At 37.9% G+C, this 18866-nt stretch carries 17 protein-coding genes, 1 other RNA gene and 1 other annotated feature; of the genes, 2 read left to right on the forward strand and 16 right to left on the reverse strand.

The features are described from left to right. Nucleotides 1-18: 18 nt before the first annotated feature. From cymR to FZF09_RS15540, 3 genes are all read right to left on the reverse strand, one after another. Nucleotides 19-438, reverse strand: a complete 420-nt coding sequence (cymR, locus tag FZF09_RS15530; protein WP_091586977.1) for a cysteine metabolism transcriptional regulator CymR — start codon at nucleotides 436-438, stop codon at nucleotides 19-21. Then, nucleotides 371-1072 carry a YczE/YyaS/YitT family protein gene (locus tag FZF09_RS15535; protein ID WP_158737526.1) on the reverse strand — a complete coding sequence of 234 codons (702 nt, stop codon included), beginning with the start codon at nucleotides 1070-1072 and terminating at the stop codon, nucleotides 371-373. The genes cymR and FZF09_RS15535 overlap by 68 nt, the downstream gene beginning before the upstream one ends. Before the next feature lie 390 nt (nucleotides 1073-1462). Next, nucleotides 1463-2770 (reverse strand): replication-associated recombination protein A, encoded by a 1308-nt coding sequence (locus FZF09_RS15540; protein WP_158737527.1) that lies wholly within the window; start codon nucleotides 2768-2770, stop codon nucleotides 1463-1465. Between the two features lie 404 nt (nucleotides 2771-3174). Between FZF09_RS15540 and FZF09_RS15545 the strand changes: the two genes are divergently transcribed. Beyond that, the gene (locus FZF09_RS15545) at nucleotides 3175-3756 is read left to right on the forward strand and encodes an RsfA family transcriptional regulator (RefSeq protein ID WP_158737528.1); all 582 of its coding nucleotides are present in this window, start codon (nucleotides 3175-3177) and stop codon (nucleotides 3754-3756) included. 59 nt (nucleotides 3757-3815) lie between these two features. Here FZF09_RS15545 and FZF09_RS15550 read toward each other — a convergent pair whose 3' ends face one another. Both FZF09_RS15550 and ssrS read right to left on the reverse strand, forming a co-directional pair. Further along, nucleotides 3816-4586: a tRNA threonylcarbamoyladenosine dehydratase gene (locus FZF09_RS15550; protein WP_158737621.1), complete on the reverse strand. Its 771-nt coding sequence runs from the start codon at nucleotides 4584-4586 to the stop codon at nucleotides 3816-3818. A gap of 80 nt (nucleotides 4587-4666) precedes the next feature. After that, nucleotides 4667-4850: non-coding RNA, 6S RNA (ssrS, locus tag FZF09_RS15555), on the reverse strand. A gap of 263 nt (nucleotides 4851-5113) precedes the next feature. On the opposite strand from ssrS, the gene FZF09_RS15560 reads away from it, so the two are divergent. Continuing rightward, nucleotides 5114-5422: a hypothetical protein gene (locus tag FZF09_RS15560; RefSeq protein WP_158737529.1), complete on the forward strand. Its 309-nt coding sequence runs from the start codon at nucleotides 5114-5116 to the stop codon at nucleotides 5420-5422. Nucleotides 5423-5431: 9 nt separating this feature from the next. Here FZF09_RS15560 and aspS read toward each other — a convergent pair whose 3' ends face one another. The 11 genes from aspS to secD all read right to left on the reverse strand — a co-directional run bounded on the left by aspS (nucleotide 5432) and on the right by secD (nucleotide 18866). Next, on the reverse strand, nucleotides 5432-7210 hold the full coding sequence (aspS, locus tag FZF09_RS15565) for an aspartate--tRNA ligase (protein WP_158737530.1): 1779 nt from the start codon (nucleotides 7208-7210) through the stop codon (nucleotides 5432-5434). After that, on the reverse strand, nucleotides 7210-8490 hold the full coding sequence (gene hisS, locus FZF09_RS15570) for a histidine--tRNA ligase (RefSeq protein ID WP_158737531.1): 1281 nt from the start codon (nucleotides 8488-8490) through the stop codon (nucleotides 7210-7212). The genes aspS and hisS overlap by 1 nt, the downstream gene beginning before the upstream one ends. A 169-nt stretch (nucleotides 8491-8659) precedes the next feature. After that, nucleotides 8660-8887 (reverse strand) — a binding site (T-box leader). Between the two features lie 51 nt (nucleotides 8888-8938). Continuing rightward, complete coding sequence (dtd, locus tag FZF09_RS15575) at nucleotides 8939-9388, reverse strand: D-aminoacyl-tRNA deacylase (RefSeq protein WP_158737532.1); 450 nt, start codon at nucleotides 9386-9388, stop codon at nucleotides 8939-8941. 39 nt (nucleotides 9389-9427) lie between these two features. Next, nucleotides 9428-11626, reverse strand: coding sequence for a RelA/SpoT family protein (locus FZF09_RS15580; protein WP_233269523.1), 2199 nt, complete (start codon nucleotides 11624-11626; stop codon nucleotides 9428-9430). Nucleotides 11627-11979: 353 nt separating this feature from the next. Beyond that, a complete protein-coding gene (locus FZF09_RS15585) occupies nucleotides 11980-12144 on the reverse strand; it encodes a hypothetical protein (protein WP_158737534.1) in 165 nt (54 codons plus the stop codon). 181 nt (nucleotides 12145-12325) lie between these two features. Next, complete coding sequence (locus FZF09_RS15590) at nucleotides 12326-12841, reverse strand: adenine phosphoribosyltransferase (protein ID WP_158737535.1); 516 nt, start codon at nucleotides 12839-12841, stop codon at nucleotides 12326-12328. Further along, a complete protein-coding gene (gene recJ, locus FZF09_RS15595) occupies nucleotides 12831-15206 on the reverse strand; it encodes a single-stranded-DNA-specific exonuclease RecJ (RefSeq protein ID WP_158737536.1) in 2376 nt (791 codons plus the stop codon). The genes FZF09_RS15590 and recJ overlap by 11 nt, the downstream gene beginning before the upstream one ends. Nucleotides 15207-15284: 78 nt before the next feature. After that, nucleotides 15285-15611: a LapA family protein gene (locus FZF09_RS15600; protein WP_158737537.1), complete on the reverse strand. Its 327-nt coding sequence runs from the start codon at nucleotides 15609-15611 to the stop codon at nucleotides 15285-15287. Between the two features lie 24 nt (nucleotides 15612-15635). Beyond that, complete coding sequence (locus FZF09_RS15605; RefSeq protein WP_158737538.1) at nucleotides 15636-16532, reverse strand: cation diffusion facilitator family transporter; 897 nt, start codon at nucleotides 16530-16532, stop codon at nucleotides 15636-15638. Between the two features lie 95 nt (nucleotides 16533-16627). Beyond that, nucleotides 16628-17575, reverse strand: a complete 948-nt coding sequence (gene secF / locus FZF09_RS15610; RefSeq protein ID WP_158737539.1) for a protein translocase subunit SecF — start codon at nucleotides 17573-17575, stop codon at nucleotides 16628-16630. After that, entirely contained in the window at nucleotides 17565-18866 is a 1302-nt protein-coding gene (gene secD, locus FZF09_RS15615; RefSeq protein WP_158737622.1) for a protein translocase subunit SecD, read from the reverse strand. The genes secF and secD overlap by 11 nt, the downstream gene beginning before the upstream one ends.

Consider the following 18866-nt stretch of genomic DNA (forward strand, 5'->3'; position numbering starts at 1 on the left):
GTCCTACAGTGCTTACAATCAAATATAAAACATATAATATTCGTGATCATCTTTTCCTTCATAGGAAGCAAGATCTTCTAATGTTGTGCTGTCAAGAACATCTTTAACCGCATCCCTTATTTTTATCCACAAATCCCGCTTGGCGGGTTCTTCATCATCTAAAACTTCTACAGGGCTGATTGGTCCTTCAAGTACACGAATAATATCTCCGGCAGTTATCTCTGACGGGGCTTTTGAAAGCATATAACCTCCATATGCGCCGCGGACACTTTTTACTAAAATCGCGTTTCTTAAAGGAGCAATCAATTGCTCAAGGTAATGTTCGGATAAAGAATGTTCTTTTGCAATTGATTTTAAAGATACAGGACCTTCACCGTATTTTTTTGCTAAAGCCATCATTATAGTTAGTCCGTATCGTCCCTTGGTTGATATTTTCACATTTCACACCTCTTTCAATAAGTCGATGAACAAGTATTCTGCATTGCGGTAAGGCAAAACCAACGACATGGCCTATACCGACACAAAATAAAATAGTCCCTATAAATACAGGGCCTCCTAAAAACCATCCTGCCGATAAAACGGTTATTTCCATTATCCCCCGAACTCTGGATACTTTCCAGCCTGTTTTTTCTTGAAGTGCAATCATAAGGCTGTCTCTTGGACCAGCACCGCATTCTGGGGCAATATAAATTCCTATTCCATATCCAATAATCAAGATTCCTAATAAAAGCATCAAAAGCTTAAACAAAAATGCATCAGGTGTCGTTAATAAAAACAAAAAAATATCTATAAAAACGCCAACTAAAACCATGTTGACTATGCCGCCAGCCTGCGGCCATTCTTTTTGCAAAAGGGAGGTAAACCCAATAATAAAAATACCCATTATAATGCTCCATGTACCAACCGTCAATCCCAGCTGTTTTTGAAGCCCAATGTGCAGGACATCCCACGGGGCGCTTCCTAAATCTGCTGTAATCATCATGGCAATTCCAAATGACATAATGATTAATCCTGTCATAAAAATAAGCCACCTTGATAAGAGGCGTTCCCCTTTTACGAATGTTCTCTCCATTTTTTCCCTTCTCTCTATTTTAGCAAAATCTAATGATTTATTAGAAAAACTGGCTTGTCACTTTATAAAGAAACCCCCAATTAGTGAGCCTGATAGGCGGTGACAGAAGCATAGTTACCCTTTTACTATTTTCCAAATAGTTTTATGCACATTCTATAGCATAATAATGCCAGTCTTGTGGCGATGACTGCGTTCGTACGTCTTATGCATTGAATACCCTAGCGTTTTCTTATACTGTTAACCAATAAAATGACATGTTCCTATAAGTGTAAAAATACAAATTTATTTACAATCAAGTGCCATTATAGCATGAATGTAAATGTTTTTACATGACGCATGCTTACAGGAAGCTGACATGTTTCTCAGCAGTTCATATTATCTAAAAAATAATTAATTATTTTTATTTAATTGCCGGAGCTGTTCTTCTTTTAATTTTTCATATACTTTTTTGAATTTTTCTTCTTGTCCTGCTTCGCCAGGGTTATAAAATCCAATATTTTCCATCCCGCTTGGAAGATACTGCTGTGCCACCCAGCCGCCGAATTTACCTATCGGATAGTGGTGTGGATATTTATACTCAATGCCATGCCCCAATTTTTCAGCACCCTTGTAATGAGCGTCTTTTAAATGATCTGGAATCGTTATTTTTTTTCCTTCCTGAACATAAGACATGGCCTCATTTATAGCCATATAAGCACGGTTTGATTTTGGAGAAAGGCATAGTTCAATAACAATATTGGCAAGTGGTATTCTTGCTTCTGGAAAACCTAATCGTTCAGCAGCTTGAATTGCCGCTAATGCCCGTTCTCCCATTTCAGGTTTTGCTAATCCTACATCTTCATAAGCAGCACATAATATTCTTCTAGAAATGCCTACCAAATCTCCTGCCTCTATTAAGAGAGCAAGCATTAAACATGCTGCGTCCGCATCTCCTCCTCTAATAGATTTATGAAAGCCACTTAAAACATCATAATGTCCATCCCCTGATTTATCTATATTAAGATCGTTTTTTTGCACAGAATTTTTCACTGTTTCCACAGTAATAGAGATACGGTTTTTACTATCAACTTCACTGCTCAAAAAGGAAATTTCAAGTTTATTAAATGCAGCCCTCAAGTCACCGCCGCTGATGTCTGCTATCACTTGCAGCGTATTTTCTTCCACATCTACCCCGTATTGTCCAAGCCCTTTTTCTTCATCCTCAACCGCTCTTTTTAAACCTTCAACAATTTCACTTCTCGTTAACGGTTGCAGCTCAAAAATTAAACACCTAGATCTTATGGCTAGATTTATATTATGGTATGGATTTTCACTTGTTAATCCTATTAATATTAGTATTCCCTTCTCTATATGTGGGAGCAAGAACTCAATTTGTGTCTTAGAAAAACGATGAATTTCATCCACACAAAGTACGATTGTCTCGTTATACATTTTCGCTTCATTTACCACAATCTCCAAGTCTTTTTTGTTACTTGATGTGGCGTTAAGTTTTCGAAATCGAAGGCCGGTAGAACCAGCAAAAGCATTGGCAATAGATGTCTTGCCTACTCCGGGTCTGCCGTAAAGGATCATAGAGGATAATTGTTCTTTTTTAATCATTTGAAACAAAGGTTTTTCTTCAGAAAGCAAATGTTTTTGTCCAATAACTTCTTCTATTACATTCGGTCTCATTTTATATGCTAGAGGTTCATGTTTCATACTTTTCACTCCAAGTTATAGACATTAAAGGCACTAAAAGATATCTTCTCTTTGCTTCTTTCATTATAAAAGTAACAATACATACTACACATTACCAAATGTTAATCGATCTTTTCTATCTTTTTGCTTCACATATAGTAGAGTTGGTAAATGCTGTTCCTAATCGTTTCACTACCCAGAATTTGATAAATTTTCATTAAATCTATGTAATAGATGATGCTTAAACTATAAGCCACACCAGTATTTTCATAAATTCTTATTCCTCACATTACCACGTATAAAAAATTATTTTAGCGTCTAGACTGATTAACGGTAAATCTAGTTTTTGCTTTAAAGACAGGATTCCCTTATGACCTTATGACTTGAAGTAAAGATACGCAAATGAATTAAAGGAGAGAATAATTATGAATTTGAGACAGGATGCATGGTCAGAAAAAGACGACCGCCTTTTGGCCAATACTGTTTTAAAACATATTCGTGAAGGTAGCACACAACTAAAAGCGTTTGATGAAACAGGGGATATGTTGGAAAGAACCTCAGCTGCCTGCGGATTCCGCTGGAATGCAATTGTTCGCCAAAAATTTGAGCACAAAGTGAAAGAAGCAAAACGAGAACGCAAAATGAGAATGCGTGCTACTGCAAATCAAGCTGCAAACCAAATTAACCCTTCACGTCATAGCAGTTCACTTACAATAGACCATATTATCACTCATCTAGATGGAGTAGCAAATGAATTAGATCAACATGGTCCTGCTCCACTAGAAGATATTGAAAAAGAGATTACATCTCTAGAACACGCAAAAAAGACATTACAGCAAGAAATTAATGAAATGAAAAATGAGTATAATACAATGAAACGTGATTATGATACTATTGTTCATATGATGAATCGAGCAAGAGAAATGGCTATGACAGAAGAAAGTCTTCCTGCCTCTAATGTTTTTCGAATGGACCGTAACGGCAATTTAGAAAAGCTTTCCATCTAATTGCATTCAAAAAAGTGTTAATTTAAACTGTCTCCGTGTAATCAGAGACAGTTTTTTTGTTACTGATGCATTCGTTGAATGTCGATTCCTTGTAGCAGATTATTAATCACATGACCTGCTGCTATTAGTCCAGCAACTGAGGGTACGAATGCATTAGAAGAAGGCGGCATTTTTGACTTACGTATGTTACTCTTTTCAGCTGTATCTGGAACAATTCGATTTCGTACATCCTCTTTTATTTTGATTGGTGTTTCATCTGAAAACACTACGTCTATCCCTTCATATATACCGCTTTTTCTTAGTTCTCTTCGCATCACTCTGGCCATTGGGTCATTTTCTGTTTCAAACAAATCTACAATGGATAATCGGGAAGGGTCCATTTTATTTGCTGCTCCCATACTTGAAATTACTGGAATCCCCCGCTCGTGGCACTCTTTAATTAAGTGGATCTTGTAAGAAATTGTATCTGAGGCGTCTATGATGTAATCGGGTTTGTATGCAAAAAATTCTTCACATGTTTCTTCTGTATAAAACATTTTTACATCTTCAATCTCACACTCAGGATTAATATCCAAAAGTCTTTCTTTCATCACATCTACTTTAGGTTTTCCAACTGTAGACATGAGAGCATGCAACTGTCTGTTAACATTTGTAATGTCAATATCATCTTTGTCAACAAGGATAACACGTCCAACTCCAGATCGAACAAGCGCTTCAGCAGAAAAAGAACCAACTCCTCCAACACCGAGAACAGCCACTGATTTACTTTTCAGCTGCTCCAATCCTGCTTGCCCTATGGCTAATTCATTTCGAGAAAACTGATGAAGCAAGATAATCTCTCCTTTATATTGTCGTTTCACATAAAAAACCCCGGGGATAATTCCCCAGGGGGTTGTTTTTTCAAAGTTGGAAGAGTCCCGATGTGCCGTCAAACGAACTTAGTTTTGAAGCCTGCTCTTGGCAGGTGGGTGCCCTGTTCAATCCTTCAAACGTCCACATCATTAGAGGCTTGTTATCCAGATTGAAACTGCAGGCTCCCAATGTGAAAATGTTGGCTCAAAACGATGAGTGTCCCACGTACACCTCAGGACTCTTCAAATTGATTTGATTATATAATAGCACGGAGAGGCAATCAGGTCAAGGTGTTTCCAAGTGCTTGTTGCCTTTGTTATAACAAAATAGGATAAATTTCCTGATTCTTGTTAAATTTCCCTTAAATGTTTGGACTTGATGTAATCTGGGTATAGTAAGTGTTCGTTAACATTGTATAACATGCATACACAATAAAACAAACTTCTGTTGATTCCCAACCCCCACGTTTTTTGCCATACAATTAGATTCTAGGAGATGATTTAACATGGCAGAAGAAGACCTTGCTGCTGATCAACCACTTGCAAGCCAAGAAATAATTGTTATCGAACAAAAAATTGAATGGCTGCAAAAAACACAATCAGAATACCGAGACTTTATTCACCTTTATTCTCATTTGATCAAAGCAGGCGAGCACACCTATTCTCTAAAGGAAGTGTTTGATATATCTTATAGGTGGTCGCCTGGACAAATTGGTTTTTTGTACCTTCATACTACGGGAGGGGTAAGAACATTTCACATTCAGTCAGACCCTTCCTATTTTGTTCAACAGTTTAGAGGAACGGAACATTTATAGATCTGTTCCCTATTCTTCTTCTTCAAACGCCACTATTTCTAAATTCAATTCATCAAGCTGACTGCTGCTTACTTCCCCAGGTGCCTTAGTTAACAGGCAGCTTGCACTGGCCGTTTTTGGAAAAGCAATCGTATCCCGAAGATTATTGCGGCCAGCAAGCAGCATTATTAATCTATCAAGTCCTAGAGCAATCCCGCCGTGAGGAGGTGTTCCATACTCAAATGCATCTAATAAAAATCCAAACTGCTCATGAGCTTCTTCCTCACTGAAACCAAGAGCGTTAAACATTTTTTCTTGAAGCTCTCTTTCATAAATACGTTGAGAACCTCCTCCCAATTCGTAGCCGTTTAACACAAGGTCATATGCTTCTGCACGAACTTCTTCTGGATTTTCCTCTAACTTAGGAATATCTTCTCGAATTGGACTTGTAAACGGATGATGCATTGCTGTATAGCGCTCAGCGTCTTCATCATATTCCATAAGCGGGAATTCTGTTACCCACAAGAAGTTAAATTTGCTGTGATCAATTAAGCCAAGATCTTTTCCAAATTTCAGACGAAGTGCTCCCATTGCATCAAAAACAATTTGCTTTTTGTCTGCGCCAAAGAACAATAAGTCACCTGCTTGTGCATCAAGTGCTTTTCGAATGTCTGCTGTTTCTTCTTCGCTGAAGAATTTTGCAATCGGTCCTTTCAGGCTTTCTTCTTCCACTTTTAACCATGCAAGTCCTTTAGCTCCGTACACCGCAACAAAATCAGCCAAGTCATCAATTTCTTTTCTTGACATCTTATCGGCTACGCCCTTAACATTCAGGCCTTTTACAATACCGCCGTTTTTAACTGCATTAGTAAATACTTTAAAATCACTGTCTTTTACAATGTCTGAAAGTTCTACTAGTTCCATGCCAAAGCGAGTATCCGGCTTATCTGAACCGTATCGGTTCATCGCCTCTTCATACGTAAGACGAGGAAACGGCGCAGGTATATCAAGACCATGAACTTCTTTCATAATCTTTTTCATCATCTCTTCCATCATAGACAGAAAATCTTCCTTATCCATAAAGGAGGCTTCGATATCTACCTGTGTAAATTCTGGCTGCCGATCGGCTCTTAAATCCTCATCACGGAAGCAGCGCACAATCTGAAAATATCTTTCAAAACCAGATACCATTAATAGTTGTTTGAATAGCTGCGGCGATTGGGGAAGCGCATAAAATTCACCACGATGCACACGGCTTGGTACTAAATAGTCTCTAGCCCCTTCTGGTGTACTCTTTGTGAGCATAGGAGTTTCTATATCCAAAAAGTCATTCTCGTCAAGAAAATCGCGAATTAATTTTGTCGTTTTATGACGAAGTTTAAATGTTTCCCTCATTTCAGGACGACGTAAATCAAGATAACGGTATCTCAAACGAACATCTTCTGATACATCTGTTTCTCCATCCACTTGAAATGGAAGCGGTTTTGAATTGTTTAATATCGTCATTTCATCAACTTGAACTTCAACGGTTCCGGTTGGAATTTTTTCATTATATGTTTCCTCATCTCTTTTAACGACCGTACCTTTCACATCAAGTACATATTCACTTCTAACGGTATCCATTTTTTCCAACGCTTCCGCTGAAATTTCGGGATTGGCTACAATTTGTACAATGCCAGTTCGGTCTCTTAAATCGACAAAAATAACTTGTCCTAAGTCCCTTCTCGTTTGAGCCCAGCCTTTTAATTCTACTCTTTTTCCGATTAGCTTTTCTGAAATCTCTCCACAATAATGAGTACGTCCAATCATTACTTTTCTTCCTCCGTTTTCTTTCTAATGTAATGTGTAAATTCTTTAAGCGGGACTTCTGTTTGTTCTCCAGTTGCCATCGATTTAACATTAATAATTTCTTTTTGCAGCTCGTCTTCTCCTAATACAGCTGTATAAGAAGCTTGCATGCGGTCTGCCGCCTTAAACTGCCCTTTAATTTTTTTATTTACATAATCTTTGTCAGCAGAAATACCAGACCTTCGCAATTCAGTTAATAAAACTGCTGCTTCTTCTGATGGCTGTTCTCCTATAGCAACAAGATAACAGTCCAATCCCTTATTGACGGGAAGCTCCACATTTTGTGCTTCTAAGGCCATTAATAACCTCTCAATACTTAATGCAAATCCAATGCCTGGAGATTCCGGTCCTCCCATTTCTTCAACAAGACCGTTATAGCGGCCGCCGCCCATTAACGTTGTAATTGCCCCAAAACCTTCACCTTCAATCATAATTTCAAAAGCGGTATTGTTGTAATAATCTAAACCACGAACAAGGCCAGGGTCTACTTCATAGGGAATATTCATGTCATCTAGTAAACGCTGTACAGCAGCAAAATACTGACGGGATTCCTCATTTAAATAATCTAAAATAGACGGAGCATTATCCATCAATGGGTGGTTTCTGTCTTTTTTGCAATCAAGAATGCGAAGCGGGTTTTTTTCAAGTCTGTCTTGACAATCACTGCAAAACTCATGAATATGAGGTTTGAAATGAGCGATTAACGCATCTCTATGAGCTTTTCTGCTGTCTTGATCACCCAGACTGTTAAGTACAAGTTTTAATCCTTTTAAACCTAATTCTTTATAAAATTCCATAGCCATAGCAATGACTTCTGCATCAATAGCCGGATCATCACTTCCAATAGCCTCTACACCAAACTGAAAAAACTGACGCATTCTGCCTGATTGCGGCCTTTCATAACGAAACATCGGACCAATATAGTACAACTTCTCAGGCTGAATCGCACTTCCATAAAGTTTATTTTCAACATAGGAACGGACAACAGATGCCGTACCCTCTGGTCTCAACGTTAAGCTTCGGCCGCCTCTATCTGTAAATGTATACATTTCCTTTTGCACAATATCTGTTGTATCTCCTACACCACGCTGAAATAATTCTGTTTGTTCAAAAATCGGAGTTCGAATTTCAGCATAGTTGAATCTTCGGCAAATATCATGAACTTTGCCTTCAATCCATTGCCATTTTTCAGAGGTTCCCGGTAAAATATCCTGCGTTCCTCTAGGTATGCGAATGTCCATATGTAATGCTCCTTTCTAGGCTCCTTTTAGCTTCAATAGAAAACGTCTTATTACCAGCATTTTATGGAAAGGTTCTAAACAAAAAAGATGTACAAAAAAACTGAAAACCCCTGCTCTCATAACTTCTACATTTTTTAATAACACACAAAAAACTCGTCTCTCGTAAACAACGAGGGACGAGTTTTCACCCGTGGTACCACCCTGGTTGAAGCAGCATTTTGTGCTTCCACTTGCTACAGTTAACGCCTGGTTTACGTCTGTTCCTACTAACTATTGCTTTCGAAACAGAGCCTAAAGAGTGTCTTTCAGCAGGAAGTATATAGAACTGTTTTCAGCCCTTGCAGTTCCTCTCTGTCTATACTTGTCTCCTGCCTACTTTCTCCTTCATCAGCATAACTTTTATCAACTGATATCTATCATACGAATGTAGGTGATTGTTGTCAACCTGCTATTTTTTTGGAGGGCTTTCTAAAATAAGAGTGACAGGACCATCATTTGTCAAGCTGATATTCATCATTGCTCCAAATTTTCCAGTTTCTACTTCAACACCTTTTTCTTTAAGAATTTCATTAAATTGATTATATAGTGCTTCTGCCTTTTCAGGCTTTGCAGCTTCCATAAAATTAGGACGTCTTCCCTTTTTGCAATCACCATATAGAGTGAATTGAGAAATCGATAGTATTTTACCATTCGTATCGATAAGTCCTTTATTCATTTTGCCCGTTTCATCTTCAAAAATTCTTAAGTGAATGAGTTTTTCTGCCATCCATTTTAGATCTTGTTCCGTATCGTTGTGAGTGAACCCAACTAATACCACAATTCCGTGATTAATAGATCCTGTGATTTCTCCTTCTACCACACACTCCCCATTCTGTGAACGCTGAACAACTACTTTCATACGTACAACTTATCCTTTCTGATGCTATCTTTATATATTTTAATGAATTACTCTTCGAACAGAATAAATATCAGGTAATTTTTTTATTTTCTCTACTACTCGGTGCAAGTGATCAATATTGTGGATCGAGATGGTAATATCGATAACAGCCATTTTATTTTTATCAGAACGGCCGCTGACAGCACTAATGTTAGTCCGTGATTCCGTAACAGACTGCAGCACTTCATTTAATAATCCGCGCCGATCATACCCTGTGATTTCAATATCAACACTGTAATTTTTTCGTTTTTCATTAGAACCTTCCCACTCTACTGGGAGTAATCGTTTTTTAGCTTCTTCATTATTTACATTTGGGCAATCTACACGGTGAATGGAAACCCCCCGGCCTTTAGTAATAAAACCTATAATCTCATCCCCGGGTACAGGGTTGCAGCACTTAGAAAGGCGTATGAGAAGGTTATCTACCCCTTTTACTTTAACTCCCGTATTCGTCTTTTTAGATATAGTTTGTGTAGAAACATCTTTTACTGCTTCTGCAACAGATTTATCTTCTTCTTCTCTTTCTTGCTGCTGACGCAGCTTCTCTGTAAGGCGGGTAACAATTTGTTTTGGGCTGACTCCGTTGTATCCTACAGCCGCAAACATATCTTCTTCCCCGTTAAAACTGAATTTATCAGCTGCTTCTTGTATATTTTCCTCTGTTAAAATGTTTTTTGCCTCGAAGTCTTGAGACTTTAACTCTTTTTCAATCATTTCTTTGCCTTTTTGAATATTCTCTTCACGGCGTTCTTTTTTGAAAAATTGTTTGATTTTATTTTTGGCATGAGAACTTTGTGTTAACTTTAACCAATCTTTACTTGGTCCATACGAATGCTTAGATGTTAACATTTCAACAATGTCCCCTGTGTGTAAGCGATGATCAAGGGGAACCATCTTACCATTTACTTTTGCTCCTATAGTCCGGTTTCCTATTTCTGTATGAATGCGGTAAGCAAAATCAAGGGGAACGGAACCCCTTGGCAGCTCGATAACATCTCCTTTTGGAGTAAATACAAAAACCATATCGGAGAAGAGATCGATTTTAAGGGATTCCATGAATTCCTGTGCATCTGATGCGTCATTTTGCCATTCGATAATCTCACGAAACCATGTTAATTTATCTTCTAACGATTTTTTTCCTGATACATTTTTGCCTTCTTTATAGGCCCAATGCGCAGCTACCCCAAATTCAGCAACACGGTGCATCTCTTCTGAACGAATTTGTACTTCAAGCGGTTCCCCTTTTGGTCCGATAACTGTTGTGTGCAGAGATTGATACATATTGGCTTTGGGCATAGCGATATAATCTTTAAAACGTCCCGGCATAGGCTTCCAGCAAGTGTGTATAATGCCGAGAACAGCATAACAGTCTTTAATGCTTTTTACTATAATGCGAACTGCCAACAGATCATAAATCTCATTAAATTGTTTTTTTTGTTTGACCATCTTTCTGTAAATGCTGTAAATGTGTTTAGGACGGCCGTAAATCTCAATTGGGTCTACATTAATATCTCCCATACTATCTTTTATATTATCAATAACTTCTTCAATGTATTGTTCCCGTTCTGCTCTTTTTTGCTTCATTAAGTTGACAATACGATAATATTGCTGAGGATCTAGATATCTTAATGCAGTATCTTCAAGCTCCCATTTTATAGTCGAGATCCCTAAACGATGAGCTAAAGGAGCAAAAATTTCTAATGTTTCGTTTGAAATACGACGCTGCTTTTCCGGCGGCAGATGTTTTAAAGTACGCATATTGTGAAGACGGTCAGCCAGCTTAATTAAAATAACTCTAATATCCTTGGCCATTGCTACTACCATTTTGCGGTGGTTTTCTGCTTGTTGCTCTTCTTTTGATTTATATTTAATTTTTTTCAGCTTCGTTACGCCGTCAACAAGCATTGCGACCTCTTCATTAAAAGCCTCTTGCAGCTCCTCAACAGTTACTTCAGTATCTTCTACGACATCATGCAAAAATGCTCCAGCTATCGTATCAGTATCCATTTCAAGTTCGATAAGTATACCTGCCACTTGAATAGGATGCAGTATATAAGGCTCACCTGACTTACGATACTGTTCTCTATGAGATTGTTCTGCATATTTATATGCACGTTCCAGAAAAGAAACGTCTTCATTCGACAAATAATTTCGAGCTTTTTCCAACACTTCATCGATGGTCATGGAATCACCCTGCATGCCTTTCTAAAATCATTTATTTCCTTATATTATCATTAAGTTTCATCATTCTGTAAAGTATTATGAAGCTTGACGCGCTTAAGAAAAGCATAGCTTTCCGTCGATTTTCTATGACGAATACCGTCGTTTTATTTTATACCATTGATCAGCCCTATTCCTTAACAGCAGAAGAACAAATCCCCGCCCGCAATATAAATAATTTCAGTTGATGGTAAGGACTGCTCCTATCTTCGAAAATAACATAAGCTGACGCCGTCGATCAGCAGAACGGAAGTTATTTTAAAAGATCATATATACCTTCTAACATTTCAAACGTTTCTATTAACAGTTAGAAAAGGCCAATATACCTGCTGCTAAAATAATAAGCGCTGTAGAAGATACCGGTCTTTTATAAGAAAAGCGCAAGCGCCTTGCTCACGAGCGACAAGTCCTGGAGGGTCGGCATATGGAAAGCTGATCTTTGCTTTCCATTGACGAACCGAAGGAATCTCGAGCGAGTAGGCGCTGGAGCTAGACATGTAAAACGCCAAATATTTATAATTTCTTACCTTTTTAGAAAAACTCGCCGAATGGCGAGCTTAATCAAACTAAGGGTGAATAACTCTTTCCATTCGAAAGAATTACTGTTTTTTTGGGGACTATTATAATTAAGCTTACTAAACAGTATAGCAAACAGCATCCCTACAGAGTACAATTCCCTTAATCAAATTCAACAAGAGAGTATATATCATACTGGGCAAGATTTTTTCGGCCGTTTAAGTATTTTAATTCTATCATAAATGCCAGGCCAGCAACTTTACCGCCTAGTTCTTCAACTAACTTTACTGTAGCATTTACCGTACCGCCTGTCGCAAGAAGGTCATCTGTAATCAAAATATTCTGCCCGGGAAGGATAGCGTCTTTGTGGATTGAAAGACTATCTTTTCCATATTCAAGTCCATAATCCACATCAACTGTTTCTCTAGGAAGTTTTCCTTTTTTACGAACAGGAACAAAGCCTTTACCAAGAGAGTATGCAATCGGGCAGCCTACTACAAATCCTCTGGCTTCCGGTCCCACAACGACATCTATATTTTGATTGGAAGCAAAAGCGGTCATATCGTTTATTGCTTTTTTATATACTTTTCCATTTTGCATTAAAGTTGTTATGTCTTTAAATCTAATACCCTCTTTAGGGTAATTTTCTACTACAGTGATATAATCTTTAAAATCCATTGCCAACCTTCTCCTTCGATTCATTTTTCAATGAGCCATCTGAAATATACGGCTCCAATTTCTCTTTCAATTCATTATAGCTAGAATATAACAATTCTTGTTCAGCTTGTTTTTTTTGAATATGTTTTTGATAATATAAAGAATTGGTAAGGTCTTTTTTAGATGGCGTTTTATTAATAGTGACAACACCATTGTTCATTGTAACAAAATCAAGTTCAAAAAACACTTCTGTCATGAAAGTAACCGATTCGGAAAGCCATCCTTTTCTTCTTGCTAATTCATCCCCGTGCTTTTGCACATCAAATGTTTCCCGTTTTTTTAAAAATGCATAATACCATTTAAAATCATCACGTGTTGGAGTAGGTTGAAAATAAAGTTCATTTTTTTCTTCAAAGAAAGCGTAAAGCCGTTTTACATTATTAACACATACTAAGTGATCAGCTAATTCAGACATACACGAAGGCATGTCAGCAATCACCACGTTAGCTGCTGAAAGTTTCTCTTCTTTTTCCTTAGTATTGTATAGTACCTGCTTATTTTGCAAAACTGGCAATAATGTGGAATATGTACTATCTTGGAAGATTAATACAGCTGTTTCATCATCTGGCAATAGGTTTATGTGCTCTTCTAGACTTTTTCTATTTTTTCTTTTATCAAATAACTGCCAACTGTCTACAGCCACATCCTTTAAAAACAATTGAGGTTTTCGAAAGCCATTCCATTCATTAATAGACAACTCTCCAACAGCAGAAGCTGTCGCTTTTTCTGTTAATTCATCTTCTAAATGTCCTAGTCGAAAACCTATACAATCCAAACGAATAGTTTCCGAGCCAAGTTCCAGTTTCAAATGGTTTTTTTCACTTCCTATTTTTCGTTTAGAAGTAATTTCAACATCTTTGATAATAAAAATTGGTTTAGGATTGCCTACCCCAAATGGTGCAAGTTTGCTCATTTCTTCTAAAGATGAAACAGATACTTCTTGTAAAGATATCGGCAGATCTATTTTGGTCATTGGAATAAAAGCACTTTCCTCTACATCCTCTTCTGCTTGCTTACATAACCTGCTTCTTAATTCTTCTATATCGTGCATGCTCATCGTAAGGCCTGCTGCCATTGGATGACCTCCAAAATGCGGCAGCAGTTCTCGGTTTTTAGATAATTGTTTAAACATATCAAAACCTTCAATACTGCGGGCAGACCCTTTTGCCTCTCCTGTTTCTTCATCGATTGCTAACACAATGACCGGGCGATAAAACCTTTCTGTTAACCTTGAAGCGGTAATGCCAATAACCCCCGGACTCCATCCTTTTTTCCCAACAACAATTACTTTATTTTCGTCAAGTGGAAAATTTGTTTCTACTTCTTCTATCGCTTCTTTTGTCATTTCATTAACTATCTGTTGGCGTTCTTTGTTTAACTCATCTATCACATGAGCCCACTCCTGGGCTTCTTCTAGGTTTTGAGCAGTAAGTAAATGAACGGCTGGATCTGCAGCTTCCATTCTTCCTGCTGCATTTATTCGCGGGCCCATTGCAAATCCAACATGGTCTTCTTGAATGTCTTCCCCGTCAATACCACAAATATTTTTTAATGCTTGTATTCCCGGCTTTTGAGAAAGAGTAAGTTCTTTTAAACCGGTTTTTACCATTGCTCTGTTTTCATCTAGTAAAGGTACTAGATCACTGATGGTGCCTAAAGTAAAGATATCAAGCATATGTTTTGGGAAATAACCCAATACAGCATGTGCTACCTTTAAAGCAATTCCTGCTCCTGCAAGTTCTTTAAATGGATATTGACATCCCGGTTTTTTAGGATTGACAATGCAATATGCTTTAGGCAGTTCTGGCGGCGGTTCGTGATGGTCCGTGACAATTACTTCAAGTCCCATTTCAGCCGCTGCTTCTATTTCTGACACAGCTGCTATTCCAGTGTCTACGGTTATAACTAGTGAAGCTCCCTCTTCACTTGCTGTTTTCAATGCTGGAATGTTCGGTCCATATCCTTCTGTAAATCTATTTGGTATGTACCAGCCAAAATCAGCTTTTAATTCTTTTAACAACATGATCATAATGGTCGTGCTTGAAACACCATCTGCATCATAGTCACCGAATACAAGGATTTTCTCTTCGTTTTGTACAGCCTGTCTTATTCTATCAACAGCTTGCTGCATTCCATCCATTAAAAACGGGTCATGCGTTTGAGATATATCTGTATTTAAAAACTGTTTTGCTTCAACTATACTTTTATATCCTCTTGTCCATAAAATTTTTGAAGTTAAAGAAGATAGATTCATTTCTTGTTGTAATTCTTCATTTCCGTTTAATTCCTCTTTTGTCCATTCCCATCTCGTTTTAGGTCTCAACATAAAACCACCCCTGACCCACCCATTATACTAAAGGGGGTCAGGGGTTACAATCAGTCACATACCTTTCACATAAACTTCTTATTTTGGTTTGGAAACAGCACCTTTTTTCATGGAGTCGGAATTTTCTTCACCTGATCCTCTAATATTTTCCTGCGCCCCTGAAGAATGTCCTGCTCTTTTCTTCCAGAGTTTTAATTCCTGCTGCAATCGATATACTCGAATCATACCTAGAGAACCAACTATAACAGCCCCCATCACTACAGAACCAAGTATCACTAATATTAAGGGCCATTCAGCGGAACCAAACAAATAATTTACTTCTACACCATCGACATTAATTACTGCAAAAACAGCGATAACCAGAGCAGCAATAAATCCCAATATCAACGCAGATTGTCCCCTCATTTTTTCTTCCCCCTTTCCGAAGACTTAGCCTTCATATGGATTTATGTGAATAAAAACATCTTTTATGTGTTCATTTTGTAATAGTTTTTCTTTCACTTTTTTTCCGATAGCGTGTCCTTCTTCCACAGTGATACCCGGATCCACCGCAATTTTTATATCTACTATGACATAGTGACCATGTTCTCTTGCAAAAAATTCATCAATTTGTATTACACCATTTATTTGTTCCGCTTGTTCTCGCATTTTAACAGTATCTTCTGGGTGTAATACATGATCAAGTGCATTGTGAATAGATTCTTTTCCTAATTTCCAGGCCATTTTCATAATTAGTACAGCTACAAATAATCCAGCTGCCAAATCTCCGTATAATAACCAAGAAATTTCTAGTTGATCCCCTATAATAGAGGCGCCAATACCTAACAGTGCAGCTAATGATGAAAACACATCTGAGCGGTGGTGCCATGCATCTGTTAAAAGAGCTTCACTTCTATATTTTTTTCCCAAGAAATGCTTGTAACGAAACATTATTTCTTTTAATAGAATAGAAAAAACTACAGCATACAATGCTGCCGGTTTTGGTATAACAATAGCATTACCTGCATCCTTTACCGCATCTAAACCAATTTCGAATCCAACAATAAAAAGTAACACAGCAACAATAATAGCTGTTACGGTTTCTGCTTTCCCATGTCCATATGGATGATCTTTATCGGGCGGGAGTTTAGCTGCACGTACTCCTATTAACACAGCAACTGAACCTACTACATCTGAAGCAGAATGAACGGCGTCTGCAATTAATGCCCGGCTTTCTGCTGCCCATCCAACGATTCCCTTTAGTAATGCTAGGAAAATGTTACCGAAAATACCGATCAGGGCTCCGACTCTTACCATTTTATAACGATGTTCCTCATAGTTTTCCATTTTCCCACCACCAGTTGAGACGTACCTGCGCGAAAGATGTCTTTTAAATTATACCAATTAAAAAGCCATGGTATGTACCATGACCTTTTAAAAGATTATACTTCAGGCTCTAAATCCTCTGGATCTTCTTTCTTTGGCTTGTTCTTCTCACGTTCCAAACTTTTCCATTTCCAAACGAGCCATAACTGGGATGCTAAAAACAACGAAGAATAGGTACCTGCTATCAATCCTATAACTAAAGCAAAAGAAAAGGATCGAATAGCTTCACCGCCAAGAAGAAATATACAAACAGCTGCAAACACAACGGTTAACACCGTGTTGATAGACCTTGTTAATGTTTGATTCAAACTCACATCTACGACTTCGGCCAAATCATCAAAGGTTCTTATTTCTTCTTTTTCGTTCATATTTTCTCTAATGCGGTCAAACGTAACAATTGTATCATTGATAGAATAACCTACAATCGTTAACACCGCTGCAATAAATGGGACGTTCACTTCAAACTGCACAATCGAAAACACGACAATGATAAAAAAGGCGTCATGCAGTAAAGCAACGATTGACGCTACGCCATATAAAAATTGGAAACGAATACTCACATAAATAATGATCCCTATTGAAGCTATAAGCACAGATATGAGAGCATTTTTAGCTAATTCTTGACCAACCTGCGGAGAAACCGTACTCACACTTGGTTCGTTGTCATATTGATCAACAAAATAATTTTGAATTTCCGCTATTTCCGCTTGATCTAACGTTCCAATAAAACTTGCATAAGCCATTTCATTATTGTCTCCTGCAAGCGTTACATCATCCGGCTCATATCCACTTCCAGCTTCAGCAAACTGTTCATATACTTCTTCCTCTGTTAATGTTTCATTTGCCAATACCTCTACTTTTGAGCCGCTCTCAAAATCAATACCGAGATTTAATCCTGCTGTTGATAATAAAATAATTCCAGCCAGCGTAAAGACGAGAGAAAACAAAAAGAACTTTTTACGGTGTTTAACAAAACGAACACGTTTATTTGTCTTAAAGTTCATTGATTTCACTCTCCTTTACTCCAAAAACACGCGGCTTCTTGTTAAATATTCTGCTTTTCACCCATAATCCCAACAGCAGCCTCGATCCATAAACAGCCGTTAGAAAACTTGTTAATATACTAACGATAAGCATAACCGCAAAACCTTGTACAGAACTGGTTCCGTAATAGAACAGGACTCCTGCGGCAAGAATCGTTGTAATGTTAGCATCTAGAATAGTTGAAAGCGACCTTCTAGAACCTGATTTAAATGCTGACATAATAGACCTTCCAGACCTGATCTCTTCTTTTATTCTTTCATATGTAATGATATTAGCATCCACTGCCATACCTACCCCTAAAATGAGAGCAGCAATACCAGGGAGCGTCAGCACGCCTTCCATCCAATTAAATATCGTCAGGACAATATAAATATAAGCACTAAGGGTGATTGCTGCAACCACTCCCATAAAACGATAGTATACCATCATATATGCCAATATAAGGCCTATACCAATAAAACCAGCAAATATTGTTTTTTCCATCGCATCTTCCCCAAGAGAAGCACCAACAGCATTAGAGTAAATTTCTTCAAGCTCTACTGGAAGAGAACCGGAATTAAGGACTTCTGCTAAAAACTCTGCTTCTTCTAATTCAAAATTACCTTCTATTTGTATATTTTTATGATAAAGAGGCTGATTCACAGTCGGGGCTGATAAGTATTTAGGTTCCTCTTGTTGGGATTCTTCTACAAAAGAGTCTCCTTTTTCATAATCCAGCCAAATGACAAGACGGTTGTTAGGCGGACTATAATCATTAATAATGTCTTCCGTTACTTCCCCAAAAGCATTGCCATCTCTTAACGTTACCGTTACCACCGGTTGATTAGATTGATCAAAGCCTACACTTGCTCCATTCTCTTCAAGATCTTCACCAGAAAGACGTTCATTGTCATCTACATCCCTAAAGCTTAAGTCAGCTTCTGTAGCCAGAAGTTCACGAGCTGTCTGCTGATCTTCTACACCGGCAAGCTGTACTCTAATCCGGTCTTCTCCCTCAATGGAAATATTCGGTTCTGAAACTCCGAGCACGTTAACTCTTTGATTTAAGGCGCTTACTGTTGACTGTAACGTTTCTTCTGTAATTTCTGCTCCATCTTCCGCTGGATTCACCTCATATAAAATCTCAAAACCACCTTGTAAATCCAGTCCTAAATTAATTCCTTTTGCGGTGTTCATGACTGTTTGTGAAATGATTCCACCCAAAAGGGCAATAATCACAAAAAAAGCCACAATTCTCGATTTTTTCACCAT

Origin of the sequence: Alteribacillus sp. YIM 98480 (genome assembly GCF_009765375.1) — a bacterium.
GTDB lineage: Bacteria > Bacillota > Bacilli > Bacillales > Marinococcaceae > Alteribacillus.

Bases quoted from the DNA above. Each gene is read 5' to 3' on its own strand.
- FZF09_RS15535 (WP_158737526.1), bottom strand. From the start codon at position 1,072: ATGGAGAGAACATTCGTAAAAGGGGAACGCCTCTTATCAAGGTGGCTT.
- FZF09_RS15540 (WP_158737527.1), bottom strand. From the start codon at position 2,770: ATGAAACATGAACCTCTAGCATATAAAATGAGACCGAATGTAATAGAA.
- FZF09_RS15545 (WP_158737528.1), top strand. From the start codon at position 3,175: ATGAATTTGAGACAGGATGCATGGTCAGAAAAAGACGACCGCCTTTTG.
- FZF09_RS15560 (WP_158737529.1), top strand. From the start codon at position 5,114: ATGGCAGAAGAAGACCTTGCTGCTGATCAACCACTTGCAAGCCAAGAA.
- aspS (WP_158737530.1), bottom strand. From the start codon at position 7,210: ATGATTGGACGTACTCATTATTGTGGAGAGATTTCAGAAAAGCTAATC.
- hisS (WP_158737531.1), bottom strand. From the start codon at position 8,490: ATGGACATTCGCATACCTAGAGGAACGCAGGATATTTTACCGGGAACC.
- dtd (WP_158737532.1), bottom strand. From the start codon at position 9,388: ATGAAAGTAGTTGTTCAGCGTTCACAGAATGGGGAGTGTGTGGTAGAA.
- FZF09_RS15580 (WP_233269523.1), bottom strand. From the start codon at position 11,626: ATGCAGGGTGATTCCATGACCATCGATGAAGTGTTGGAAAAAGCTCGA.
- FZF09_RS15585 (WP_158737534.1), bottom strand. From the start codon at position 12,144: ATGTCTAGCTCCAGCGCCTACTCGCTCGAGATTCCTTCGGTTCGTCAA.
- FZF09_RS15590 (WP_158737535.1), bottom strand. From the start codon at position 12,841: ATGGATTTTAAAGATTATATCACTGTAGTAGAAAATTACCCTAAAGAG.
- recJ (WP_158737536.1), bottom strand. From the start codon at position 15,206: ATGTTGAGACCTAAAACGAGATGGGAATGGACAAAAGAGGAATTAAAC.
- FZF09_RS15600 (WP_158737537.1), bottom strand. From the start codon at position 15,611: ATGAGGGGACAATCTGCGTTGATATTGGGATTTATTGCTGCTCTGGTT.
- FZF09_RS15605 (WP_158737538.1), bottom strand. From the start codon at position 16,532: ATGGAAAACTATGAGGAACATCGTTATAAAATGGTAAGAGTCGGAGCC.
- secF (WP_158737539.1), bottom strand. From the start codon at position 17,575: ATGAACTTTAAGACAAATAAACGTGTTCGTTTTGTTAAACACCGTAAA.
- secD (WP_158737622.1), bottom strand. From the start codon at position 18,866: ATGGTGAAAAAATCGAGAATTGTGGCTTTTTTTGTGATTATTGCCCTT.